Origin of the sequence: Vibrio tasmaniensis, from assembly GCF_024347635.1 — a bacterium.
In the GTDB taxonomy this organism is placed as follows: Bacteria; Pseudomonadota; Gammaproteobacteria; order Enterobacterales; family Vibrionaceae; genus Vibrio; species Vibrio tasmaniensis.
This window is the reverse complement of sequence record NZ_AP025510.1, coordinates 234,256-258,492: the sequence shown is the minus strand read 5'-3', so window position 1 is coordinate 258,492 and position 24,237 is coordinate 234,256. Positions and strand designations below refer to the sequence as shown.

The following is a 24,237-nucleotide window of genomic DNA, read 5'->3' as shown; positions in this document are numbered from 1 at the left end:
ACTACTAATAAGACCAGTGGGCAGTTGAAATTACTATCGCCTGCTCAACTTTAGAGCGAATTTCGAGGAAAGAGTGTTGGGATAAGTGATTAAGTAAGATTTACGTCAGTAACCTATTACTTTAACTGACCTAATAATGAAATACGATTCAGTACTTTCTCAATTTACAGGCAACAAAAAAGGACACCGAAGTGTCCTTTTTATGTCTAAATAGCGAGAATTACTTCTTGCTAGAAAGAGCACCGAAACGCTTGTTGAAGCGATCAACACGGCCGCCTGTATCTACGATACGTTGCTTACCAGTGTAGAACGGGTGACATTTGTCACATACGTCTAGGTGGATTGATTCTTTTGCTAGCGTTGAGTTGAACTCAAACGTGTTACCGCAAGAACAAGTTGCAGAAACTGCTTTGTATTCTGGGTGGATACCAACTTTCATGGGAAAACCTCAATTAGGCCGTGTCGCCATCCGATTCTAAGCCGGACACCACACGTAGTTAAAAAATAAATAAAGACACCGCTGTATCACTAAACCGCGATAAAGCCATACCTTTAAGGCGCAGTATAGTAATGAATCTATAAAGCAGGATCAACTGATTTGATACATTTTTCACCAATAGCCTCTTTATTTCCTTTGTCACTTTAAGATTTAAGGCTTAAGTGGTCTTCATTGGTTCTACTCTCTGAGCTGGTCCAAACTGCTTCTCGAATTTAACCGCCTTATCCTTTAGACTGTCCGCTCTCGTCAACTCAGATAAAGTCGTCCATTTATGCGCCCAATGATTGCCCGCGTGGCACTGCCGGTTCCACTAGACAAACAGTTCGATTACAAGATTCCTAGCCACCTATTTCCTATAATTGGTGGACGAGTTTCTGTGCCTTTTGGACGACAAACCTTAACAGGTATTGTTACGGCTCTGGTTAACGAATCTGAATTCGAGTTAGACAAACTCAAGCCCATTAAAGCCTTACTAGACAACCAACCCGTTTGGCCGGAATCGGTCTACTCACTCTTGGTATGGTGCAGCCAGTTCTATCAGTATCCACTAGGTGAAACCTTGGCCAACGCACTACCAAGCGCCTTACGAAAAGGCAAAGCTGCCGACTTCGCGACGCTTGTTGAATGGCAATTGACCCCATCAGGTAGAGATCAACTGATGCAGGGCTTTGGCCGTGCCGTCAAACAAGCCAAAGTAATGCACATGCTTGAGCACGGCCCAGTTCCCCATCAAGAATTCATTGATGAAGAAGTGAGCAGCGCGGTACTTAAGACGTTGGAAGAGAAAGGCTGGATTGAATCAGTAGAGAAAAAGCCGAAGCGCCAGCCGTGGTCAGTTGAGCTCGAAAACGATCAAGATAAGCCAAAACTCAATGAAGAGCAGGCTATAGCAATAGCGACAGTAAATAGTCAAACCGACTTTGGTTGCTTCTTGCTAGAGGGTGTAACTGGCTCAGGTAAGACCGAAGTCTACCTGAATATGATCAAGCCGATTCTCGACCAAGGTAAACAGGCGTTAGTGTTAGTGCCCGAGATCGGTCTAACCCCTCAAACGATTAACCGCTTTAAGCGACGCTTTAATGTTCCAGTTGAGGTTATCCATTCCGGTTTAAATGATTCTGAGCGACTAAATGCTTGGTTATCGGCGCGTGATAAAATAGCGGGCATTGTGATCGGTACTCGTTCAGCTCTGTTCACACCGTTCGCGGATCTGGGCATTGTCATTGTCGATGAAGAGCACGACGCCTCTTATAAGCAGCAAGATAGCCTACGCTACCACGCTCGTGATGTTGCCATCATGCGTGCTCATAAAGCGCAGATTCCGGTTGTGTTAGGCTCGGCGACTCCGGCCTTTGAAACGCTGCACAACGCTCAGATCGGTAAATACAGTTACCTCACCCTGACCTCACGCGCAGGTGTCGCGCTGCCGACCACCAATAAAGTGTTGGACGTTAAGGGTGAATATCTAGAAAGTGGCTTGTCTGCGTCGTTGATTGCTGAAATGCAAAGACACCTCAAAGCAGGCAACCAAGTGATGATGTTCCTCAATCGTCGTGGGTTTTCTCCCGCACTGATGTGTCACGATTGTGGTTGGACAGCAGAATGTAAGCGTTGTGATGCCTACTACACCTATCATCAATACAGCAATGAGATGCGCTGCCACCACTGTGGCTCGCAGCAGCATATCGTGCATCATTGCCAAGGTTGTGGTTCAGCGAATTTAGTAACAGTGGGGGTTGGTACCGAACAGTTAGAGGCTCAACTGGGTCAACTATTCCCTGAATACAAAACCATCCGTATTGACCGAGACAGCACTCGCCGCAAAGGCAGTTTAGAAAGCGCGTTAGAATCGATTCGTAAAGGTGAATACCAAATTCTTATCGGCACACAGATGCTTGCTAAAGGGCACCACTTCCCTGATGTCACACTTGTGGCATTGCTGGACGTTGATGCCTCTTTATATAGCAGTGACTTCCGCGCCTCTGAGCGATTGGCTCAATTGTTTACTCAAGTCGCCGGTCGAGCAGGACGAGCCAGTAAGCCGGGGGAAGTTATCTTACAAACTCACCATCCAGAACACGGCTTATTACAGGCATTACTGCACAAAAACTACAACCACTTTGCTCAGACTGCATTAGCAGAGCGTAAACAAGCGATGTTGCCGCCTTATACCTTCATGACTCTGTTTAGAGCGGAAGCCAATGACACTCGCTTAGTGGAAGAGTTTTTGCGTCAAGTACGCCACACATTGGAATCGCATCCGTTATTTGACCAATATTGCATGGTGCTAGGGCCAACCCCTGCACCACTAGCCAAACGAGCAGGTAAATCTCGTTGGCAGCTTATTTTACAAACACAGACTCGCTCGTTGATGCAAAAGCTATTAATAAGTGCCAAGCCAGCAATTAATATGTTACCTGCTGCGAAAAAAGTCCGTTGGTCACTCGATATTGAGCCGCAAGATCTGAGCTAAACCCACTTGGGTTAAAACTAATGATAAGTTTGTTCACAAATATTTCATACTTCTCGTGAGCAACTTCACACTAGTCATGTGATTTTTGTTAATCTAGCCGTAACTTTACACGGGTGAAACGAATAAAATATTGCAATAAAAAAAGTGTTAGCAACACTTTCACAATATCTATTCGATTACATTTATTATTCATGCCTTAGATACTTAGGCAACAAAGGAATTAAAAAGAGGGTTTAATTTATGGCGACAATGAAGGATGTTGCCCAGCTAGCAGGCGTTTCAACAGCCACGGTATCACGTGCATTGATGAACCCTGAAAAAGTCTCGGTTTCTACTCGTAAGCGAGTTGAGACAGCAGTACTTGAAGCTGGATACTCACCCAATACATTAGCTAGAAATTTACGTCGCAACGAATCAAAAACCATCATCACTATTGTTCCTGATATCTGTGACCCTTATTTCGCAGAGATCATTCGTGGTATCGAAGATGCCGCAGTAGAAAATGACTACCTCGTTCTACTGGGTGATAGCGGCCAACAGAAGAAGCGTGAGTCTTCATTTGTTAATTTAGTATTCACTAAACAAGCTGATGGCATGCTACTGCTTGGTACCGACCATCCGTTTGATGTCAGTAAGCCTGAACAAAAAAACTTACCGCCGATGGTGATGGCATGTGAGTTCGCCCCTGAGCTTGAACTCCCTACCGTACACATCGATAACCTGACCTCAGCATTTGAAGCAGTGAACTACCTAGCTCAGTTAGGTCACAAGCGTATCGCACAAATCTCTGGGCCAGTATCAGCAACGCTTTGTAAGTTCCGCCAACAAGGCTACCAGCAAGCGCTACGTCGTGCAGGAGTCTCCATGAATCCAGCCTATAGCACTGTCGGTGACTTTACCTTTGAAGCAGGAGCTCAAGCAGTTCGTCAATTACTCGCTCTTCCTGAACAACCGACCGCTATCTTCTGTCACAACGATGCGATGGCCATTGGCGCGATTCAAGAAGCGAAAAAATTGGGCTTACGCGTTCCTCAAGACCTATCCATTGTTGGCTTCGATGATATCCAATTCGCTCAATACTGCGATCCACCGCTAACGACTATTTCTCAGCCTCGTTATGAGATTGGACGCCAAGCGATGCTGATGATGCTCGACGTACTTAAAGGCAACGATGTACAAGCGGGGTCACGCCTGCTTGAAGCTAAATTAGTCGTTCGAGGCAGTACTGCGCCACCTCGAATGTAGTTCTCATAAATACCCTTATAACTCTGCGGCACATTTTGATGTGTCGCTTCCATTTCTGCACTATTATCCTCACTCAATCTGGATTACCATTAGGGCAGAATCAGCAACTATTGAATTGTCTTGTGGCTAATAGAGATTATGTAAAGCGCGGTCGTGGCACGAAAAAACCGACCAAAAAACAAGCCCCTCGCCGTAAACCATGGCGTAGTGGTCTTTTGGCGATCCTCCTCGCCGGTGGTTTTGGTTACGGACTTTACCTATTGAGTAATGACCCTGAGCCGCCAGCACCGACTCCAGTGGTAACTAAACCAAAGCCTAAGCCGAAACCAACAAAAGTCATTCCGCCGCCTCCAGAGGAGAAGTGGGACTACGTTGAAACCTTGCCAAGCCGCGAGATTGAAGTAAAAGCCAAAGAGCAACAGATCTCGAAGATCCCTTACATCATGCAATGTGGCGCGTACAAAACCTCAAGCCAAGCTGAAGCACGTAAGTTGGATATTGCCTTCCAAGGTATCTCAAGCTCAATCCGTAAAAAGGATGGAAGTAGCTGGTATCGTGTGGTTCTAGGACCATACAAATTGAAGCGTGATGCAGAGCGAGATCGCCATAAGCTGCAACGAGCGAAAATCGAACCTTGTGCTATTTGGAAAGACACCGAGTAGTTATAGATTTAGCTGCAGAAGCAGAAGCAGAAGCAGAAGCAGAAGCAGAAAAGCCAAACACCGAAAGCCTCCCATTGTGGAGGTTTTCTTTTATTCACACCCTTTTGCCAAATTTCCTTACAACTTCCGCCGATAAGTTGCGCGACATCACTCGACCTTCCTTGAATTATCCGAGCACCATCCTCATATACTTTTTATACCCAAAGATAAGAAATATTAAGAGGCCCTACTCGTGACTACCATTGTATCTGTACGTCGTAATAATAAAGTCGTCATCGCGGGTGATGGACAAGTATCTCTAGGCAACACCGTAATGAAGGGCAATGCCCGTAAAGTACGTCGCCTATACAACAACAAAGTACTGGCTGGTTTTGCTGGCGGTACCGCAGATGCTTTCACGCTATTCGAAAAATTTGAAAGCAAGCTGCAAATGCACCAAGGCCACCTAACCAAAGCTGCCGTTGAGCTGGCGAAGGATTGGCGTAGCGACCGTGCTCTACGTAAATTAGAAGCACTGCTAGCAGTAGCGGATGAAACTGCTTCATTGATCATCACAGGTAACGGTGACGTAGTTCAACCAGAGAACGACCTGATTGCTATCGGTTCGGGCGGTAACTTCGCTCAAGCAGCAGCCACTGCACTATTAGAAAATACAGATTTAGATGCGCGTGAAATCGCAGAAAAGTCGCTGAACATTGCGGGCGATATCTGTGTATTCACCAACCATCACCACACTATTGAAGAACTAGAAAGCACCGTTGAGCTACCAAAACCAGAGTAACGACCGCTTCCATCAATAACGTTGTATTCAACAGTGATTAAAGAATTAAGGAAAAACCATGTCTGAGATGACTCCTCGCGAAATTGTTCACGAACTCAATCGCCACATTATCGGCCAAGACAACGCTAAGCGCTCAGTGGCTATCGCTCTTCGTAACCGCTGGCGTCGTATGCAGCTTGAAGAAAGTCTGCGTGTTGAAGTATCACCAAAAAACATCCTGATGATCGGCCCAACGGGTGTAGGTAAAACTGAAATTGCTCGCCGTCTTGCGAAACTAGCAAACGCGCCTTTCATCAAGGTAGAAGCGACTAAGTTCACTGAAGTGGGCTACGTAGGTAAAGAAGTTGAAACCATCATCCGTGACCTAACGGACGTTGCGATCAAGATGACACATCAACAAGCGATGGAAAAAGTACAATACCGCGCTGAAGAACAAGCTGAAGAACGTATTCTTGATGCCCTTCTACCACCAGCGCGTGATGCTTGGGGTCAGAACGAGCAATCAACTGAAGACACAACCGCTTCAAACACTCGCCAGATTTTCCGCAAGAAACTGCGTGAAGGTAAGCTAGACGACAAAGAGATCGAAGTTGATGTAGCGGCGCCACAAATGGGTGTTGAAATAATGTCACCTCCAGGCATGGAAGAGATGACTAACCAGCTACAAGGCATGTTCCAAAACCTCGCTGGCGACACCAAGAAAAAGCGTAAGATGAAAATCAAAGACGCATTCAAAGCACTGACAGAAGAAGAAGCCGCAAAGCTTGTGAACCAAGAAGAGCTAAAAGAGAGCGCGATCTTCAACGCTGAAAACAACGGTATCGTATTCATCGATGAGATCGACAAAATCTGTAAGCGTGGCGACAGCTCTGGCCCAGACGTATCCCGTGAAGGTGTTCAACGTGACCTGCTTCCCCTTATCGAAGGCAGCACAGTATCAACTAAGCACGGTATGGTTAAAACTGACCACATCTTGTTTATCACTTCAGGTGCATTCCAAGTGGCTAAGCCATCAGATCTGATCCCTGAACTGCAAGGTCGTCTGCCAATCCGTGTCGAACTTGAAGCGCTATCAGCACACGACTTCAAACGTATTCTTACTGAGCCAAAGGCATCACTGACTGAGCAGTACATTGCCCTGATGAAAACAGAAGATGTCGGCATTGAGTTCACTGAAGATGGCATCAACCAAATTGCTGATGCAGCATGGCGTGTCAACGAAACTACAGAAAACATCGGTGCGCGTCGTCTGCACACAGTCATGGAGCGCCTAATGGATGAGATTTCATTCGACGCAACAGACCGAGCAGGCAGCAAATTGGTGATTGATGAAGCTTACGTAATATCTAAGCTTGGCGAACTCGTAGAAGACGAAGACCTAAGCCGCTTCATCCTGTAGCACACCAAACTCCAACTTATTGCTCTATCTCAAAGAAATAGCAGCTAATAAGCGAATTCAAGGCCCACTTTCGAGTGGGCTTTTTATTACCCGAAAAATGGGCGTATACTCAAATCACAGTATGAAACGAAGACTTACAAAGAATTAGACCTACGATGAAACAATCTCTACTGATTTGGCTTGATGCCGCACGCCCAAAAACTCTGCCTCTCGCACTTGTCTCTATTCTTACAGGAAGTAGTTTAGCGTTCGCCGGTGGTCACTTTTCTTTATCAATCGCACTATTGGCTTTTTTAACCGCCACTCTATTACAGATTCTGTCGAACTTAGCCAATGACTATGGCGACGCGGTAAAAGGCACAGACAACGAAAACCGTCTAGGGCCAACACGTGCAATGCAATCTGGCGCGGTGACCGCGCAAACCATGAAGCAAGCCATCATCCTCAATATCGTGTTTACCATGATCGCAGGGCTGATTCTTATTTTTCACGCCTTAACCTCGATTGAAAGCATCTTATCTTTCATCGCGTTAGGCGTATTAGCCATAATGGCTGCCATCGCTTACACCGTGGGAAATAAACCTTATGGTTATATTGGCCTTGGCGACTTATCGGTATTTATCTTCTTCGGTTTGTTAGGCGTTTCAGGCACATACTTCCTACACACTGGTCATGTAGAGCCAAGCCTGTTTCTGCCTGCACTAGGCTGCGGGTTGATGGCGGTTGCGGTGCTCAATATCAACAACATGCGTGATATCGAAAACGACAGCGAATGTGGTAAGCGCACCATGGCGGTTCGCCTAGGGCAGCGCAAAGCCAAGCACTATCATTTTGCACTGCTTGGGCTCGCCCTTGCCTCTTTCGCTATTTACCTTCTGATTCAAGAAAAACCGGCCTGGATCAGCCTGCCGTTTTTACTGAGTATTATTATTGTTTATAAGCACGGTAAGGCCGTTTGGGAAACCGAAAAGCCAGCGCAGATTGCACCCATGATGCCCGTGATAGTAAAATGTTCACTGGTCACTAACCTATTGTTTGCAGGGGTTGTCGTAGCTCAAACTCTATTGAGTTAAATGAGACTAATCATTGCAAAGGGATCAAGCACCGATATACTCAAAGTAAGCTCATTGTTCAAAAGGTATACTAATGGAATACAACACTTCAGCACTGTGCGACATATATTTGGATCAAGTCGATGTCGTGGAGCCAATGTTCAGCAACTTCGGTGGACGTGCATCCTTCGCAGGACAGATCACGACATTAAAGTGTTTTGAAGACAACGCTTTAATTCGCTCCGTATTAGAGCAAGATGGTTTGGGACGTGTGTTGTTAATCGATGGTGGCGGCTCACTGCGTAAAGCGCTGATCGATGCTGAGATTGCTCTACTTGCTGAAGACAATGAGTGGGAAGGTATTGTGGTTTACGGCTGCGTTCGTGAAGTCGATGAGCTAGAAGACATGAACCTTGGTATTCAGGCTTTGGCTTCTATCCCTGTTGGTGCGATCCAAGAAGGTGTCGGCGAATTAGATGTACCTGTGAACTTTGGCAGCGTGACCTTCTTACCGGAAGATTATCTCTACGCAGACAACACTGGCATTATTCTTTCGGCAGAGCCTTTGGATGTAGAACTCGATCTGGATGTTGAAGAAGAAGAGGCCGAGTAGCTCACTCAGCTTCAAATAATAAAACAAGCCAAAGAACACAAACGAAAACGCCCGCTACTCAGTAGCGGGCGTTTTTTAAATCTGAAGAGTAGATTACTCTACGTCATCCATTTTACCAAGAAGGTTACGGATGCGATCTTGCCATGCTGAATGCTCTTCCTGCATTTGCTGAGTTTTTTGCTCTAGCTCGTGACGGCTTGCTTTAAGCTCACCAGCTTCTGTTGCTAGTGCTTGTTTCTCTTCTTTAAGCTCTTCCACTTCCATTTGAAGAAGTGCAATTGTATCTACTGCTGTTTGAATTTTTGCTTCTAGCTGCTCTAGTACTTCAAAAGACATTCTGGCCTACCTTTAAGTTATCCGTTTGATGGTGAAGGTTCACTCCACTTATTTCCCCATTCTACTCAGCAGAGCAAGGATAAACACTCAATATATTCGATATTTTGCGCCATTCGATGAAAAAAACAGCGCTTTTTACCGAATATTGACGTGAACGATTACCACCACGACGGCAAACCGATTATTTTGATGAATAATAACTGTTTTCCACTGCGAATTGATCGAGAGCAATCTCCAAAAAACAAAAAGGCAAACGTTTCCTTTGGGATATGATAAAATTCGCCGCGAAATTTCTATTCCCCCTTTGATAATTTTGGAGTCCGCATGAAACGCGATTTAGCAATGTCATTCTCTCGTGTCACAGAAGGTGCAGCACTAGCTGGTTACAAGTGGCTTGGTCGTGGCGATAAAAACGCTGCAGATGGCGCTGCTGTAGAAGTAATGCGTAGCCTACTAAACAAAACCGAAATTAGCGGTGAGATCGTTATCGGCGAAGGTGAAATCGATGATGCACCTATGCTATACATCGGCGAAAACGTAGGTGTGGGCGGCGACGCTGTCGACATAGCCGTAGACCCAATTGAAGGGACACGCATGACAGCAATGGGTCAATCAAATGCATTGGCGGTATTGGCTGCAGGCGAAAAAGGCAGCTTCCTTAAAGCGCCTGATATGTACATGGAAAAGTTGGTTGTAGGCCCTGGCGCTAAAGGCGTGATTGACCTAGAACTGCCACTAACAGAAAACCTAGAAAACATCGCTAAAGCACTAGGTAAAACACTCGATACTCTAGTAGTAACCACATTGGCTAAGCCTCGTCACGATCAAATCATCGCTGACATGCAAGCCATGGGCGTTCGTGTATTTGCTGTGCCAGACGGTGATGTTGCAGCTTCTATCTTAACATGTATGCCAGATAGCGAAGTAGACGTAATGTACTGCATCGGCGGCGCGCCTGAAGGTGTCGTTTCTGCTGCTGTCATTCGCGCACTCGACGGTGACATGCACGCTCGTCTTCTTCCTCGTCATGAAGTAAAAGGCGATACAGAAGAGAACCGCAAGCACGGTGAGCTTGAACTAGAACGTTGTGCAGAAATGGGCGTAACGGCGGGCATCGTACTGAAGATGGAAGACATGGCACGCAGCGATAATGTTGTGTTTTCAGCAACGGGTATTACTAAGGGTGACCTTCTAGAAGGCATCACTCGCACAGGCAATATCGCAACCACAGAAACACTGCTTATCCGTGGTCGCTGTCGTACGATTCGCCGCATCAAATCTATCCACTACCTAGAGCGTAAAGACCCAGAAGTAATCGGTCACATCCTGTAAACCAAAACTAGGTTCAACAAAACGCACGAAGGCTGATACCAAGTATCAGCCTTTTGTTTTATTGGCCATCAATAATCTGTGCATTTCACCGGCCTCATAGTAAATGGTTTGCTTTATAAATACCTTGCCTCATAATGGTAAAGTTCATGAGGCAGAGATAGTATGAAAACAAGCGACAAAATCTTACAGACCATTAAGCGTCAAGGCGCGGTAACCGCGAAACAACTGTCAGAAGAATTTGGCATGACGACAATGGGTGCAAGGCAACATCTGCAAAGTCTGGAAGATGACGGTACTCTTGCGTTTCATGATGTGAAAGTAAAAGTGGGTCGTCCGACTCGCCATTGGTCCTTAACTCAACAAGGCCACAGCCAATTTTCAGACCGACACGGTGAACTCACTATTCAAGTAATTGATGCTGTAGAAAATCTGTTTGGTAAAGAAGGGTTGGCTAAGGTTGCTGCCGAGCGTGAACAACACACCCTTAAGCAGTATCAATCTGCACTGTCTGGTTGTGATTCACTCATGAGTAAGCTTGAAAAACTCACCCAACTTCGTGAAGATGAAGGCTACATGGCCGAACTTCAAGAACATGATGAGCACTACATCTTAATTGAGAACCACTGCCCCATCTGCAAAGCAGCAACTCGTTGCCCTAGCCTATGCCAATCTGAGCTCAATGTTTTCACTGAGCTGCTCAAAAATGAGTGCCATGTAAGCCGCACTGAACACATTATTGCCGGCGAAAGACGCTGTACTTATACCTTAACGCCCACGCCTTTATCGTAATACCAAGCGCTAAGAGCTAGTACTAACCCACCGATTCCGTCTCAATGTTGAGAAAATGACGATAGATTAAAATTTGTACAGGTTTCTTTCTTAAGCTTAAAGTATATGAAACATGCTTAATGCTAAGGAAGGAATCATGGCACAGCCACAGCCAGATCAAAATCTGCCCCCGTTTGATGAACTGGTCCAACTCGCAAAAAGCGATCCTAAAGCATTCAATCAATTCAAACACGACATGTGCGAGCAGATGATTTGTTCGGCCTCAGAAACCATGCAAGACAGGCTGCGCGCTCAGCAAAGTCACATCGATTTGGTGGTCGGTCGCTGTAAAAACCCACATCATGTTAATGTCGTGCTCATGCAAGAGCTTCGTTGTCAGTTCTGTAAATTCCAAGATGCACTCGAAGGTCGCTGTAGTTTTGAAGAATCTAAACCGGAAAATGTAGTTCCTTTTAGGCCGAATACAGAACCTAAAATGTATTAAAAGTGCAAAAGTATTAAAAAGAAAAAAGGGAGCGCGATGCTCCCTCTTATCTATTTATTGTTAATATTTACATGGATCTTCGCCATAGTCATTACGGCCTTCTGTGCCTTTCAACAAACCACACTCAATCAAAATCCATAAACCACACACTAACGCCGCAACGGTGGCTGCCATATGGATTGGTGATACCGGCTCTGTGGTAGTCGCGGCCATTGGCGAAGCCAAACGACCTAGCACTAGCGGCACATTCAACAGTAACCAATAGTTCGACTTGTTGCGGTCGTGCCAGCGCTTAGCGGTGACCGCAAGATCTGGGATCACTAGCAACAATAGGAAGACTGGCAGCAGAATGTAAGAGTAAGCAGGGAACAACACAGAGATACCAGAAGCAAAACCAGTAATCGCTACATAGTAGAAAATATTCCAAATCCAGTAAGTCTTACGACCAATTCTCCCTTTGAAAGAGAGCAGTAAATCTTTCATCGACATCTTAAAACACTCAAAAAGTTAATACGCTACCAAAAAGTTAGCAGCAAATAGTTAGTGAATCACTTTTAGTTAGTTGATTATTTTTAGCTAGTTAATCACTTTCTGAAAGCAACTTTTATCCATATCCCGTATGTTGACCGTTAGGCTACGGATATGGCTTGCCTGTTCTTGTAAGGTTTGCATTAACAAACGCGACAATTCTCTTTTCTGTTCTTCAGTACGTCCAGAAAGTAACTCGAAGCTAATATGAACAAAATCCACATTGTCCTCTTCATCACCGACCAACCAGTTATGACAGCGCAGTGAACGAGACTTCACAGAAGGTACATCAAACAAACCACAGTTTAATGTAACTTGATGAAGGTCTTCCAGTAAACCTTGGATATTCACTCGCTCATCCACTGAATTTGAGTACTCTAGAACTAGATTCGGCATTATTACTTCCTATTGTTAACGCAATCGTTTGTCCCTTAATAGCAACTAACGATGAAAAATCCGAGAAGTTAGCTATTATTCTGTCTGCCGGATCACTGATATTTGCTCAAAATCTACTCTGACCATTGAGTAAGATCCAAGAAAGTCATGACCACAGTCATGATCTGTTGATATTATTCTGTTATATTATTTCGTAATAAAGTTTACTTTTTTACATTCGATTTATTTAAATACTTTGGAGATATTCCTATGCGTCATCCTGTAGTTATGGGTAACTGGAAACTAAACGGCAGCAAAGAAATGGTTGTTGATCTACTAAACGGTCTTAACGCTGAACTTGAAGGCGTAACAGGCGTAGACGTAGCAGTTGCTCCACCAGCACTTTTCGTTGATCTTGCTGAGCGTACGCTTACTGAAGCGGGCAGCGCTATCATTCTAGGTGCTCAAAACTCTGACCTAAACAACAGCGGTGCATTCACTGGCGACATGTCTCCAGCAATGCTTAAAGAGTTCGGCGCATCTCACATCATCATCGGTCACTCTGAGCGTCGTGAATACCACGCTGAGTCTGACGAATTCGTTGCTAAGAAATTCGCATTCCTAAAAGAGAACGGCCTAACTCCAGTTCTTTGTATCGGTGAATCTGAAGCACAAAACGAAGCAGGCGAAACTGTTGCTGTATGTGCTCGTCAACTTGACGCTGTTATCAACACTCAAGGTGTTGAAGCTCTTGAAGGCGCTATCATCGCTTACGAACCAATCTGGGCTATCGGTACTGGTAAAGCAGCTACAGCTGAAGATGCACAACGCATCCACGCTCAAATCCGTGCACACATCGCTGAGAAATCTGAAGACGTTGCTAAGAAAGTTGTTATCCAATACGGCGGTTCTGTTAAGCCAGAAAACGCAGCAGCTTACTTCGCACAACCAGACATCGACGGTGCTCTAGTTGGCGGCGCAGCACTTGACGCGAAAAGCTTCGCAGCTATCGCTAAAGCAGCAGCTGAAGCAAAAGCTTAATTTAAACTTCACCGTTTAGATTAAATGAAAGGTCAACTTAGGTTGGCCTTTTTTGTGCCTGCCGTTTGTGAAAACTCAAACGACAGGCACAAAAAAACCGCTGATAAATCAGCGGTTTTTAATATTTTTAAGCGAACGCTAAACGTGGCTTAGAACAACTCTTCTGCAACGCGGAACAACTCAGAACGGTCTGGGTTCTGCATGTTCTCGATACAGTCGATGATATCGTGGTGAACAAGAGCTTCTTTCTCGATACCAACACAACGACCACCTTGACCTTCTTGAAGAAGGTGAACCGCGTAGTTGCCCATACGAGAAGCTAATACACGGTCAAATGCAGTAGGACGACCACCACGTTGAATGTGACCAAGAACGGTTGCGCGAGTCTCACGACCTGTTGCCGTTTCAATCTCTTTAGCCAATTCGTTCGCGTCCATCATTAGCTCAGTTAGAGCAATAATTGCGTGCTTCTTGCCTTTCGCAATACCATCTTGGATATTGCTGATTAGCTGATCTTTATCTAGGCCAGTCTCAGGTGTAATGATGTACTCACAACCACCCGCGATTGCTGACATAAGCGTAAGGTCACCACAGTGACGGCCCATGATTTCAACAATAGAAATACGTTGGTGAGAAGAAGACGTATCACGTAGACGGTCGATTGAATCGATAACAGTGTTAAGCGCAGTTAGGTAACCGATAGTGTAATCAGTACCCGCGATATCATTATCGATTGTGCCAGGAAGACCGATACATGGGTAACCCATCTCAGTCAGTTTCTTAGCACCCATGTAAGAACCGTCACCACCGATAACAACAAGTGCTTCGATACCGTGCTTCTTAAGGTTCTCGATGCCTTTCTCGCGAACAGCAACGTCTTTGAACTCAGGGAAACGTGCAGAACCTAAGAAAGTACCACCACGGTTGATCACATCAGATACGCTTGAACGGTCAAGCTTCTCGATACGGTCTTCCACAAGGCCTTGGTAGCCGTCGTAAATACCGTAAACTTCAATGCCAACTGATAGCGCAGTACGAACTACACCGCGAACTGCTGCGTTCATACCTGGAGCGTCACCACCACTGGTCAAAACACCGATCTTCTTAATCATGCTCACCCTCGATTTTTGGGAATCTATTATTCAATTCTTGTTCTTGCTGATTGTATATCAACAAGATTTTAAATCTATATTTGTACGTTATGTTACATTTCCTCAACAGGAATAGCACTTAAATCACGTAAAATTATGTAACATTTCTACTTCTGTAAGAGTATTACAGTTTTACTCAATAACTTTGTTGATTCACATCAGAATCAACATTAATTGTTACTAAGGTGTTTTTTGAATCACCGAAGAGTCAGTAATTTTTACTCACTTTAGTTCAAAAGCCACTCGCTTGCCATTTACTGCCTAATTTTTAGACACGTTACCATGAGTGAAATTTCTGTTGTTTCTCTGGTCCAAATACCACCGAATACGGATCTTGATGAATTAATACATCAGCATCAGGGAAAACGGAGATAAGCTTATCCTCTACTTCGTCAGAAATGCGATGAGCTTCAATCAGTGGGATATTGTCTTCGAGTTCTAAATGCAATTGAATGAACCGCACAGGACCTGAACGGCGCGTTCTTAATTGATGTACGCCAAGTACCCCTTCCACACTCAACGATGCCTCTTTAATTTGCTTGAGCTCTTCATCGGGTAGCTTGTGATCAAGTAGAGATTGCACCGCTTCCATCGCCATTTGGTAAGCACTGTAAAGAATGTAGATGCCGATACCAATCGCGAATACCGAGTCTGCTTGACCGATACCAAACCAGCTCAGTGCTAGCGCCAGCATGATAGCCGCATTCATATAAAGGTCAGATTGATAGTGCAGTGAGTCAGCCGCAATCGCTTGGCTGCCCGTTTTGCTCACAACGTGTTTTTGGAATCGAACTAAACCGAAGGTCATGACCATTGCGAATAAACTGACATAAATACCAATTTCAGGAGAGTTCAGCTCATGCGGTCGGAAGAAACGTTCAATACCGTTAAGAATAAGGAAACAAGCGGAACCAGAAATAAACATCGCTTGTGCTAATGCAGCAAGAGATTCGGCCTTACCATGACCAAAGGTATGTTCTTTATCCGCTGGCTGCAGAGAGTAACGAACTACGACAAGGTTGACGACAGAAGCGGCGATATCCAACAACGAGTCAACAACAGAAGCTAATAAACTGACGGAGCCTGTCACCCACCACGCCGCAACCTTCACAACCAATAATATGGAAGCAATGATGGTGGCAGCCCAAGCGGCGAGCGTAACTAAACGTGCGTATTCTTGTTTCATAAATTGGCTATAAAGTGACTGATAGCACAAAGTATAACCTGCAAACAATCAATTGAATATGACAGCTAGGATGTAAAACATTCATTTCTAGGGATCAAAAAAAGCGGCACGCGGCCGCTTCTTTCTAAACACTTTCATTCAATCCGACTTTCTCAAGCCATGAATTACTTGTCTTTGTTCATGCGTTTTTCCATTTTTTCAGCACACTTAGTCATGCGCTCTTGCTGGATTTCTTTCAGTTGAGTCTTTTGCTCAGCCGTTAGTACGCTCATCATTTGGTGTTGTTTCTTAAGCATTGCTACGCGACGCTCAGTTTGCTTCTCAACCATTTGGCTTGCTAGGTCGTTTGCTGCTGCTTCATCGAAGTTGTCAGCCAATACCAATGCTTGAACTTTCTCTTGGTGCGCTTTCATTTTTGCCATTTTGTCGGCTTTGTTGCCAGCGTGTTTTTCTTTCATCTCTGCACGATTCGCTTCGCGCATTTCTTTCAATTCTGTTTTTTGTGCATCAGTTAGGTCTAGTTGACGCATCACTTTCTTATCGAAGCCACCACATTTACCGTGCATGCCTTTATGGTCGCCTTTATCACCGCCGCCATATGCGAACGCGCTTGCTGTACCAAACATTAGTGGAAGTGCCGCAGCTGCTAGTACAAGTTTCTTAGTCATTTTCATAATTGTTGCCTCAATTCGGTATAATCAGTCATGTGTTGCGTTTGTTTTCAGCGCTTAGATATAGATTAGTCTTTCCCTCGTAAAGTGACGTTTAGAAAGCGTAAAGAATCGTAAAGAGTGAAAGTTGACGAATAATTAGCAGTATTATTAACCTAACTAAATGATTAAGGCTTCCCAATGGCGAACATTCTTCTTATTGATGACGACACCGAGCTAACCGGCTTACTTAAAGACATACTGAGCTTTGAGGGATTCACAGTTTCCGAAGCTAACGACGGCTATGCGGGGCTGGAAACTATCAATGATGAGATAGATTTGATTCTTTTAGACGTGATGATGCCACGCCTTAACGGTATGGAAACACTAAAGAAACTGAGAGAAAATTGGGAAACACCAGTACTGATGCTGACAGCTAAAGGTGAAGAGATCGACCGTGTTATCGGCCTTGAACTTGGCGCGGATGATTACTTACCTAAGCCTTTCAGTGACCGAGAGTTGCTTGCTCGTATTCGTGCCATCTTACGTAGAACGCAGAGCAACACCACACCTAAAACGGCCAGTGATAAGATTCAATATCAAGACATTGAAGTTTTCCCGGGTAAGCAAGAAGCGTATTGTAATGGCCAGCTTATCGATCTCACCACCACAGAGTTCGCTTTGCTGAGTCACCTAATCCAAAACCCCGGGCAAGTGATCACCAAAGAAGCATTGAGCTTAGATGTATTAGGCAAAAGGCTAGCAGCGTTTGACCGTGCGATAGACATGCACATATCCAACCTACGTAAAAAAATTCCAGAACGCAGTGACGGTAAATCTCGCATCAAGACATTACGAGGCCGTGGCTACTTATTGGTAGAGGAAGATTAATGCGTATCCCTAAAATCACCAGCTTATATGGACGTATCTTTGCTATCTTTTGGTTCACCATGTTACTGGTGCTTTTGTCGGTACTGTCACTTCCCCATTTAGACCCGCGAGTGGCGCGCGATGTGCCTGCCGATCATCTCGATAAACTCGAACGTATCGCTAAATTCACAGAAAAGCGCTACGTCAAAGAACCGAATCTAGGAAAAATTGTTTTCCAACTTGAAGCACCACGCAGCCGCAAGGATTCTCGTTCTCGTATCTATCTAACCGATCTTGAAGGTGCTGTTCTCACCTCGAAAAGACATTCAGACTATAAGCTTAAGGCGATTCGAAACTTTGTTACCTCGATTGATAACCCTGAGATGCCGAAGCAAAAGCTCTACGGACACTATATGGTGGCAGGACCCGTGCCGATTACACTCGCAGGTGAAGAACTGTTGATGTATGCCGGAGTGAAGTGGAACCAACCTCCTCCATTTTTGCTGCGCTTATTTGATAGACCTTTACAGCTATTGCTTGCGGTCATGCTAGCAAGTACCCCACTGCTATTATGGTTAGCTTGGGCATTGAGCCAACCAGCCCGTAGGCTTGAACGCGCAGCACAACGTGTAGCGAAAGGCCAATTCGAGGTCGATCCAACACTCGAAAAAGGCACATCAGAATTCAGACAAGCGGGTGAAAGCTTTAACCAGATGGTGGAAGCGGTAAACCAGATGATCTCAGGGCAACAACGTCTGCTCTCTGATATATCACACGAGCTACGCTCGCCATTGACCCGCCTACGCATGGCGAATGCACTGGCGATTCGTAAACAAGGGGAGAGTCAAGAACTCGAACGCATTGATACCGAAGCACAGCGTTTAGAACAGATGATCAGTGAACTACTGACACTCTCTCGTATGCAAGTCGACAGCCACATTACTCGTGAGGTTCAGCCTATTTCGAGCTTATGGGAAGAGATCTTAAAAGATGCAGAATTTGAAGCTGAACAGATGGGTAAATTACTGACGTTTTCAGAGATCCCAGAGCGTTCTATTTCGGGTAATCCTAAGCTGCTGATGAGTGCCTTGGACAATATTACGCGCAATGCTATCTATTACGGGAAAGACCAAGTCGATGTGCAATTCGATGTTGTCCAAGATCGGCTGACGATTTGCGTCAATGACAACGGTGATGGTGTACCTGATGATGAGCTAGATTCTATCTTTAGACCCTTCTACCGAGTTTCAACCGCTCGAGATCGTAACTCCGGTGGCACAGGGCTTGGCCTAACGATTACAGAGAGTGCGATTCGCCAACACAGTGGAACCATCACGGCAAGCCGTAGTCAACTCGGTGGATTACAACTCAAAATCACCCTGCCTATCCTGCCTGTGTAATACCCCCACAAAGATCACAGTTGATAATGATTTCCATTATCATTATGGTAAGTCCTCTAATTACGGAGGATTTACCATGTCACACTCTTTTCCTGATCTACCCTACGCTTACGATGCCCTAGAACCTTACATTGATGCTAAAACGATGGAAGTGCATTACAGCAAGCACCACAGAACTTACTACGATAAGTTTGTTGCGGCGATTGCTGGCAGCGATCTTGAACAGCAATCTCTGACTGAGATCTTCGCTAACACCTCTCAGCACAGCCCTGCCGTGCGTAACAATGGCGGTGGTTACTACAACCATATCTTGTATTGGAACTGCATGGCTCAAAACGGCGGAGGCGAACCGACGGGTAAACTTGGTGAGGCGATTAAAAGTACATTTGGAGATTTTGAGACATTCCAAGATCAATTCGCTCAAGCGGCTATTAACACCTTCGGCTCTGGCTTTGCTTGGTTAGTGGTAGAAGAAGGGCAACTTCAAATCATCTCAACCACGAACCAAGACAATCCATGGATGGATACTGTTGCCAGTAATGGCGAACCCATTCTTGCACTCGATGTTTGGGAACACGCCTACTACATCAGCTACCAAAATCGTCGTCCTGATTACATCAATGCATGGTGGAACGTAGTGAATTGGAATGCAGTATCTGAAAACTACGCGCAGGCACTAGCGAACCAAGCTTAAGCTGAGGGTGGCGAACTGTACTCACTCAGCTTGCCACCGTATACTCTGGCTATCTTTGATTATTCTTGTGAACCAACATGTTTGATATCGCTCTATACGAACCAGAAATCGCGCCCAATACGGGTAACATCATTCGCCTATCAGCTAACTGCGGCGCAAACCTGCACCTTATCGAGCCGCTTGGCTTTGATTTTGAAGAGAAGAAAGTTCGTCGTGCGGGCTTGGATTACCACGACCTTGCGCGAGTTAAGCGTCACAAGAATCTAGAAGCCTTCCTTGAGTATCTAGAGAATGAACGCGAGGGTGATTTCCGCATCTTCGCTTGCACCACCAAAACCACTGGTCACCACGTGGATGCGAAATTCCAACAAGGTGATGTGTTGATGTTTGGCCCTGAGACTCGAGGCCTACCTGCGGAGTTCATCGAAAGCATGCCAATGGAACAACGCATTCGTATTCCAATGATGCCAGACGCACGCAGCCTAAATCTCTCTAACGCGGTTGCTATTATCGCTTTCGAAGCGTGGCGACAAATGGGCTTTGAAGGCGCGGTATAACCCAATCTCAGTAAATTAATCTCAGTAAATAACCGCTCACTCGGCCTGTTACCTGTTCCTGCTAGCAATTGTACATAGCAGGTACATGTAATAAAAAAGGCTCTTACCATTATCACTTTCTTGCGAAGGATAACGATAAGAGCCTTTTCTGTTTTCCCCTCTCTATATAAAGAAGAGAGAAAAACAAAGAAGATAAAAAACGGATTAGTTTAAGCGGTTACGATCGTTGTCGTCGTCTTTCTTCTCAAACTCACCCTCGAAGGTGTTGCCGTCTTTTGATTGATCAGATGGACCTGAATTGAATGGGTCTTGTCCAAATGGGCTCTGACTAAAGCCAGCTTGGCCACCCGCATGGAAGCCGCCAGACATATTGGTCACCACCATTTTTTCCATCATTTTCTTGGCAATCATCGCTCTTGGTGCAGGTAGCAATACCAACATGCCGAGTGCGTCCGTCATAAAGCCCGGAGTCAGCAGCAATACACCAGCAACCGCAAGCATCACGCCTTCAAGAATCTGTTGTGCTGGCATTTCGCCTTGTTGTAATCGACCTTGCACAGACATAAGTGTTTGAATGCCTTGGCTACGAACAAGCGATGCACCAACAAATGCAGTAATCAAAACCAACGCAATAGTTGGCCACAATCCTAAGAAGCCACCAACTTGAATAAATAGCCCAATCTCAATGATGGGTACGAAGATAAATAGTAATAATAAGATAGGAAACACACGCCCTCCTTTGTTACATCCAGTTTACGCTGAAAGCCCTATCAATCTCAAATTTATCCTGTAAATAAGCGTGTTTATTGACCGAGAATAACTTTGCAAAATATTGACGAAACAAAACCGAAAAAGGTGATCAACTTAATATTTTTATGCGCTAAGTACAGTATCATGTGCCACATAAGTCAGGACGGATTTATCAGCCCAATATTCTAGCGAACGGAGTATTTGCACACAGAATAGGCTAATAACTAACTATATAATCAGAATAATTCTCTAAGGATCCTGTTATGGCTAATCTATCAGAAGCTCAAGTTGAAGCTCCTCAAGCTACTCGTCTCGAAGAAGATCTACTAGGTCAACGTCATGTTCCGGCTGATGCTTACTACGGCATCCACACTCTACGCGCAGTTGAAAACTTCAACATCTCAAATGTAACGATCTCAGATGTACCTGAATTCGTTCGCGGTATGGTGATGACAAAGAAAGCAGCGGCTTTAGCAAACAAAGAGTTAGGTGTAATCCCAAGCGAAGTAGCTAAGTACATCATCGAAGCTTGTGACCTCATTCTAGACACTGGCAAGTGCATGGATCAGTTCCCATCGGATGTATTCCAAGGTGGTGCTGGTACTTCTGTAAACATGAATGCTAACGAAGTAGTGGCAAACGTGGCGCTTGAACTTATGGGCAAAGAAAAAGGCCAATATGAGTTCATCAACCCAAATGACCATGTAAACCGCAGCCAATCAACAAACTGTGCTTACCCAACGGGTTTCCGTATCTCTGTTTACAACAGCGTTCGTAAACTGATTGACGCTATCGAGTACCTAAAAGGTGCATTCGAGCTTAAGAGCCAAGAATTCAACACAATCCTGAAGATGGGTCGTACTCAACTTCAAGATGCAGTACCTATGACGGTTGGCCAAGAGTTCCACGCTTGGGCTGTAACCATCAATGAAGAAATCAAAAACCTAGAATACACTTCAAAGCTTCTGCTTGAAGTTAACCTAGGCGCAACGGCTATCGGTACAGGTCTGAACGCAGCACCGGGTTACCAAGGCCTAGCAGTGAAACACCTAGCAGAAGTAACTGGCCTAGAGTGTGTTGCGGCTGAAGATCTTATCGAAGCAACGTCTGACTGTGGCGCATACGTAATGACGCACGGTGCACTTAAGCGTCTAGCGGTTAAACTGTCTAAGATTTGTAACGACTTACGTCTTCTTTCTTCAGGCCCACGCACTGGCTTTAACGAACTAAACCTACCTGAACTGCAAGCGGGTTCTTCAATCATGCCAGCTAAAGTAAACCCAGTTGTGCCTGAAGTAGTAAACCAAGTTTGCTTTAAAGTTCTAGGTAACGACAACACGGTTTCTTTCGCAGCAGAAGGCGGTCAGCTTCAACTGAACGTAATGGAACCTGTTATCGCACAAAGCATGTTTGAGTCTCTAGACATTCTAACAAACGCATGTGTGAACCTACGCGACAAGTGTGTAGACGGCATTACTGTGAACAAAGAAGTGTGTGAATCTCACGTATTTAACTCTATCGGTATCGTCACTTACCTAAACCCATACATTGGCCACCACGAGGGTGATGTTGTTGGTAAGATCTGTGCTGAAACAGGTAAAAGCGTTCGTGATGTGGTTCTAGAGCGCGGGTTATTAACCGAAGAAGAACTTGATGACATTTTCTCTGTTGAAAATTTGATGCATCCTCAGTATAAAGCAAAACGCTACGAATAACGTTAGCGAAAAGGGCTCCAAACGGAGCCCTTTTTTAGGCTCCAATACGGTTAACCATGTTACTTTTGTGGATTTCCGTTGGTTACACTTTTGCGAAATAGAATCTAAACCATAGAACTATTATGTGAACATTCCAGCGGCGAATGTTCACATAATAAAATCTAAAATGAGGTGTTACTTATGATTGCAGTAGAACTATTTGTCGTCCTGCTCTTTATCTTTTTGGGGGCCAGAATTGGCGGTATCGGTATTGGTTTTGCCGGTGGTGCTGGTGTTATTGCCCTTTCACTGATTCTTGGCGTTCCAACAAGCCAGTCTTTCATCCCGATCGACGTAATCTTGATCATCATGTCGGTTATCACCGCAATTGCTGCTATGCAGGTTGCTGGTGGTATGGACTGGTTGGTACAAATTGCAGAAAACTTTTTGCGTAAACACCCTGAACGCATCACCTTTTATGCACCGATTGTGACCTTTGTAATGACACTAATGGCGGGTACTGGTCACACAGCATTCTCTACGCTTCCTGTTATTGCAGAAGTAGCAAAAGGCCAAGGTGTTCGTCCTTCTCGTCCACTGTCTATCGCTGTTGTCGCTTCTCAAATTGCGATCACAGCTTCGCCAATCTCGGCTGCCGTTGTCGCTTTCGCAGCAATGCTGGCACCCTTTGGTGTTGATTACCTAACGCTATTGATGGTTTGTATCCCAACAACCTTCATCGCTTGTATGGTTGGTGCGGTTGTTGCTAACTACATGGGTAGCGAACTGAAAGACGATCCTGTTTACCAAGAACGTCTAGAGAAAGGCCTAATCAAACTGGCGACAGAAGAGAAACGTGAAATTCTACCAACAGCGAAGAGAGCGACTTACATCTTCCTAGCGGCAATTGGGTTCGTGGTTTGCTACGCAGCCGCTATCTCTAGCTCTGTTGGTCTAATTGAAAATCCTGCTCTGGGTCGTAACGAAGCGATCATGTCTGTGATGCTAGCAGCAGCAGCGGCAATTGTGATGTTCACTAAAATTGATGCTGCGAAGATTTCGTCTGCTCCTACATTCCGCTCAGGTATGACAGCGTGTGTATGTGTACTTGGTGTGGCTTGGTTAGGTTCAACGTTTGTAAACGCACACGTTGCTGAAATCAAAGACGTTGCTGGTGCTCTACTGGCTGACTACCCATGGATGCTGGCTCTTGTTCTGTTCTTCGCTTCTATGCTGCTTTACTCTCAAGGCGCAACAACCGTTGCACTAATGCCTGCAGCTCTAGCCATTGGCGTAGCACCACTAACAGCCGTTGCTTCTTTTGCTGCGGTAAGTGCGCTGTTCGTACTTCCAACTTACCCTACGCTACTGGCAGCGGTTGAGATGGATGATACAGGTTCAACCCGTATCGGTAAGTACGTATTTAACCACCCATTCTTCATTCCAGGTGTGGTAACAATCAGTACTGCGGTAGCACTAGGCTTCGCATTTGGCGGTCTGTTTATCTAACATTCGCTGATGATTAAAAATTTAAAAGGAAGCTTCGGCTTCCTTTTTTGTTTTCTACTCAAGGTATTATTTGATACACGTCAAATAACCATTATAAAACTCAAAAACCAACCAAAAATAAAGTTTGAATAAAATTCCATGATTATTCAAACCATTGTCCATGAATG

Annotated in this window: 25 protein-coding genes; 17 read left to right on the top strand and 8 right to left on the bottom strand. The window is 45.0% G+C overall.

Annotated features, from left to right (window positions below):
* Nucleotides 1–220: 220 nt before the first annotated feature.
* Nucleotides 221–439 (bottom strand): 50S ribosomal protein L31, encoded by a 219-nt coding sequence (gene rpmE / locus OCV44_RS01170; RefSeq protein WP_009848884.1) that lies wholly within the window; start codon nucleotides 437–439, stop codon nucleotides 221–223.
* A 331-nt stretch (nucleotides 440–770) separates the two neighbouring features.
* Here rpmE and priA point away from each other — a divergent pair, with 331 nt between their 5' ends.
* The 7 genes from priA (at nucleotide 771) to rraA (ending at nucleotide 8,724) form a co-directional block, all read left to right on the top strand.
* Nucleotides 771–2,972, top strand: a complete 2,202-nt coding sequence (priA, locus tag OCV44_RS01165) for a primosomal protein N' (RefSeq protein WP_139685148.1) — start codon at nucleotides 771–773, stop codon at nucleotides 2,970–2,972.
* A gap of 240 nt (nucleotides 2,973–3,212) precedes the next feature.
* Nucleotides 3,213–4,217, top strand: a complete 1,005-nt coding sequence (gene cytR / locus OCV44_RS01160; protein ID WP_086048605.1) for a DNA-binding transcriptional regulator CytR — start codon at nucleotides 3,213–3,215, stop codon at nucleotides 4,215–4,217.
* Between the two features lie 122 nt (nucleotides 4,218–4,339).
* Nucleotides 4,340–4,879 carry an SPOR domain-containing protein gene (locus OCV44_RS01155; RefSeq protein ID WP_139685147.1) on the top strand — a complete coding sequence of 180 codons (540 nt, stop codon included), beginning with the start codon at nucleotides 4,340–4,342 and terminating at the stop codon, nucleotides 4,877–4,879.
* A 232-nt stretch (nucleotides 4,880–5,111) separates the two neighbouring features.
* Nucleotides 5,112–5,660, top strand: a complete 549-nt coding sequence (gene hslV, locus OCV44_RS01150) for an ATP-dependent protease subunit HslV (protein WP_004729692.1) — start codon at nucleotides 5,112–5,114, stop codon at nucleotides 5,658–5,660.
* A 58-nt stretch (nucleotides 5,661–5,718) separates the two neighbouring features.
* Nucleotides 5,719–7,059: an HslU--HslV peptidase ATPase subunit gene (gene hslU, locus OCV44_RS01145; protein WP_139685146.1), complete on the top strand. Its 1,341-nt coding sequence runs from the start codon at nucleotides 5,719–5,721 to the stop codon at nucleotides 7,057–7,059.
* A 155-nt stretch (nucleotides 7,060–7,214) separates the two neighbouring features.
* Nucleotides 7,215–8,132 carry a 1,4-dihydroxy-2-naphthoate polyprenyltransferase gene (locus tag OCV44_RS01140; RefSeq protein ID WP_086048603.1) on the top strand — a complete coding sequence of 306 codons (918 nt, stop codon included), beginning with the start codon at nucleotides 7,215–7,217 and terminating at the stop codon, nucleotides 8,130–8,132.
* Between the two features lie 73 nt (nucleotides 8,133–8,205).
* Complete coding sequence (gene rraA, locus OCV44_RS01135; protein ID WP_139685145.1) at nucleotides 8,206–8,724, top strand: ribonuclease E activity regulator RraA; 519 nt, start codon at nucleotides 8,206–8,208, stop codon at nucleotides 8,722–8,724.
* A gap of 93 nt (nucleotides 8,725–8,817) precedes the next feature.
* On the opposite strand, the gene zapB is transcribed toward rraA, so the two are convergent.
* Nucleotides 8,818–9,060, bottom strand: coding sequence for a cell division protein ZapB (gene zapB / locus OCV44_RS01130; protein ID WP_009848877.1), 243 nt, complete (start codon nucleotides 9,058–9,060; stop codon nucleotides 8,818–8,820).
* Between the two features lie 324 nt (nucleotides 9,061–9,384).
* On the opposite strand from zapB, the gene glpX reads away from it, so the two are divergent.
* The 3 genes from glpX (at nucleotide 9,385) to OCV44_RS01115 (ending at nucleotide 11,665) form a co-directional block, all read left to right on the top strand.
* The gene (gene glpX, locus OCV44_RS01125; protein WP_086048602.1) at nucleotides 9,385–10,392 is read left to right on the top strand and encodes a class II fructose-bisphosphatase; all 1,008 of its coding nucleotides are present in this window, start codon (nucleotides 9,385–9,387) and stop codon (nucleotides 10,390–10,392) included.
* Between the two features lie 162 nt (nucleotides 10,393–10,554).
* On the top strand, nucleotides 10,555–11,181 hold the full coding sequence (locus OCV44_RS01120) for a helix-turn-helix transcriptional regulator (RefSeq protein WP_139685144.1): 627 nt from the start codon (nucleotides 10,555–10,557) through the stop codon (nucleotides 11,179–11,181).
* Nucleotides 11,182–11,317: 136 nt separating this feature from the next.
* Nucleotides 11,318–11,665 (top strand): DUF3135 domain-containing protein, encoded by a 348-nt coding sequence (locus tag OCV44_RS01115; RefSeq protein WP_139685143.1) that lies wholly within the window; start codon nucleotides 11,318–11,320, stop codon nucleotides 11,663–11,665.
* 60 nt (nucleotides 11,666–11,725) lie between these two features.
* On the opposite strand, the gene OCV44_RS01110 is transcribed toward OCV44_RS01115, so the two are convergent.
* Together OCV44_RS01110 and OCV44_RS01105 are read right to left on the bottom strand one after the other, a co-directional pair.
* A complete protein-coding gene (locus OCV44_RS01110) occupies nucleotides 11,726–12,154 on the bottom strand; it encodes a DUF805 domain-containing protein (protein WP_139685142.1) in 429 nt (142 codons plus the stop codon).
* An 87-nt stretch (nucleotides 12,155–12,241) separates the two neighbouring features.
* Entirely contained in the window at nucleotides 12,242–12,589 is a 348-nt protein-coding gene (locus tag OCV44_RS01105; protein WP_004729703.1) for a 5-carboxymethyl-2-hydroxymuconate Delta-isomerase, read from the bottom strand.
* A 249-nt stretch (nucleotides 12,590–12,838) separates the two neighbouring features.
* Here OCV44_RS01105 and tpiA point away from each other — a divergent pair, with 249 nt between their 5' ends.
* Nucleotides 12,839–13,609, top strand: coding sequence for a triose-phosphate isomerase (gene tpiA, locus OCV44_RS01100; RefSeq protein ID WP_012604968.1), 771 nt, complete (start codon nucleotides 12,839–12,841; stop codon nucleotides 13,607–13,609).
* 149 nt (nucleotides 13,610–13,758) lie between these two features.
* On the opposite strand, the gene pfkA is transcribed toward tpiA, so the two are convergent.
* The 3 genes from pfkA to OCV44_RS01085 form a co-directional block, all read right to left on the bottom strand.
* Nucleotides 13,759–14,721 carry a 6-phosphofructokinase gene (gene pfkA / locus OCV44_RS01095; RefSeq protein ID WP_009848871.1) on the bottom strand — a complete coding sequence of 321 codons (963 nt, stop codon included), beginning with the start codon at nucleotides 14,719–14,721 and terminating at the stop codon, nucleotides 13,759–13,761.
* Between the two features lie 316 nt (nucleotides 14,722–15,037).
* Nucleotides 15,038–15,946 (bottom strand): CDF family cation-efflux transporter FieF, encoded by a 909-nt coding sequence (fieF, locus tag OCV44_RS01090; RefSeq protein ID WP_009848870.1) that lies wholly within the window; start codon nucleotides 15,944–15,946, stop codon nucleotides 15,038–15,040.
* Nucleotides 15,947–16,110: 164 nt separating this feature from the next.
* Nucleotides 16,111–16,620 (bottom strand): CpxP family protein, encoded by a 510-nt coding sequence (locus tag OCV44_RS01085; RefSeq protein WP_139685141.1) that lies wholly within the window; start codon nucleotides 16,618–16,620, stop codon nucleotides 16,111–16,113.
* Nucleotides 16,621–16,797: 177 nt separating this feature from the next.
* On the opposite strand from OCV44_RS01085, the gene OCV44_RS01080 reads away from it, so the two are divergent.
* From OCV44_RS01080 to OCV44_RS01065, 4 genes are all read left to right on the top strand, one after another.
* On the top strand, nucleotides 16,798–17,487 hold the full coding sequence (locus OCV44_RS01080; protein WP_139685140.1) for a response regulator: 690 nt from the start codon (nucleotides 16,798–16,800) through the stop codon (nucleotides 17,485–17,487).
* Entirely contained in the window at nucleotides 17,487–18,866 is a 1,380-nt protein-coding gene (gene cpxA / locus OCV44_RS01075; RefSeq protein WP_139685139.1) for an envelope stress sensor histidine kinase CpxA, read from the top strand. The genes OCV44_RS01080 and cpxA overlap by 1 nt, the downstream gene beginning before the upstream one ends.
* Nucleotides 18,867–18,942: 76 nt before the next feature.
* Nucleotides 18,943–19,560: a superoxide dismutase gene (locus tag OCV44_RS01070; protein WP_139685138.1), complete on the top strand. Its 618-nt coding sequence runs from the start codon at nucleotides 18,943–18,945 to the stop codon at nucleotides 19,558–19,560.
* Between the two features lie 77 nt (nucleotides 19,561–19,637).
* A complete protein-coding gene (locus OCV44_RS01065; protein WP_061023596.1) occupies nucleotides 19,638–20,117 on the top strand; it encodes a tRNA (cytidine(34)-2'-O)-methyltransferase in 480 nt (159 codons plus the stop codon).
* 204 nt (nucleotides 20,118–20,321) lie between these two features.
* On the opposite strand, the gene OCV44_RS01060 is transcribed toward OCV44_RS01065, so the two are convergent.
* The gene (locus OCV44_RS01060) at nucleotides 20,322–20,846 is read right to left on the bottom strand and encodes an FxsA family protein (protein ID WP_139685137.1); all 525 of its coding nucleotides are present in this window, start codon (nucleotides 20,844–20,846) and stop codon (nucleotides 20,322–20,324) included.
* 284 nt (nucleotides 20,847–21,130) lie between these two features.
* On the opposite strand from OCV44_RS01060, the gene aspA reads away from it, so the two are divergent.
* A complete protein-coding gene (gene aspA, locus OCV44_RS01055; protein ID WP_009844714.1) occupies nucleotides 21,131–22,582 on the top strand; it encodes an aspartate ammonia-lyase in 1,452 nt (483 codons plus the stop codon).
* A 180-nt stretch (nucleotides 22,583–22,762) separates the two neighbouring features.
* Complete coding sequence (locus OCV44_RS01050) at nucleotides 22,763–24,070, top strand: anaerobic C4-dicarboxylate transporter (RefSeq protein WP_009844713.1); 1,308 nt, start codon at nucleotides 22,763–22,765, stop codon at nucleotides 24,068–24,070.
* The last annotated feature ends 167 nt before the right edge of the window (nucleotides 24,071–24,237 follow it).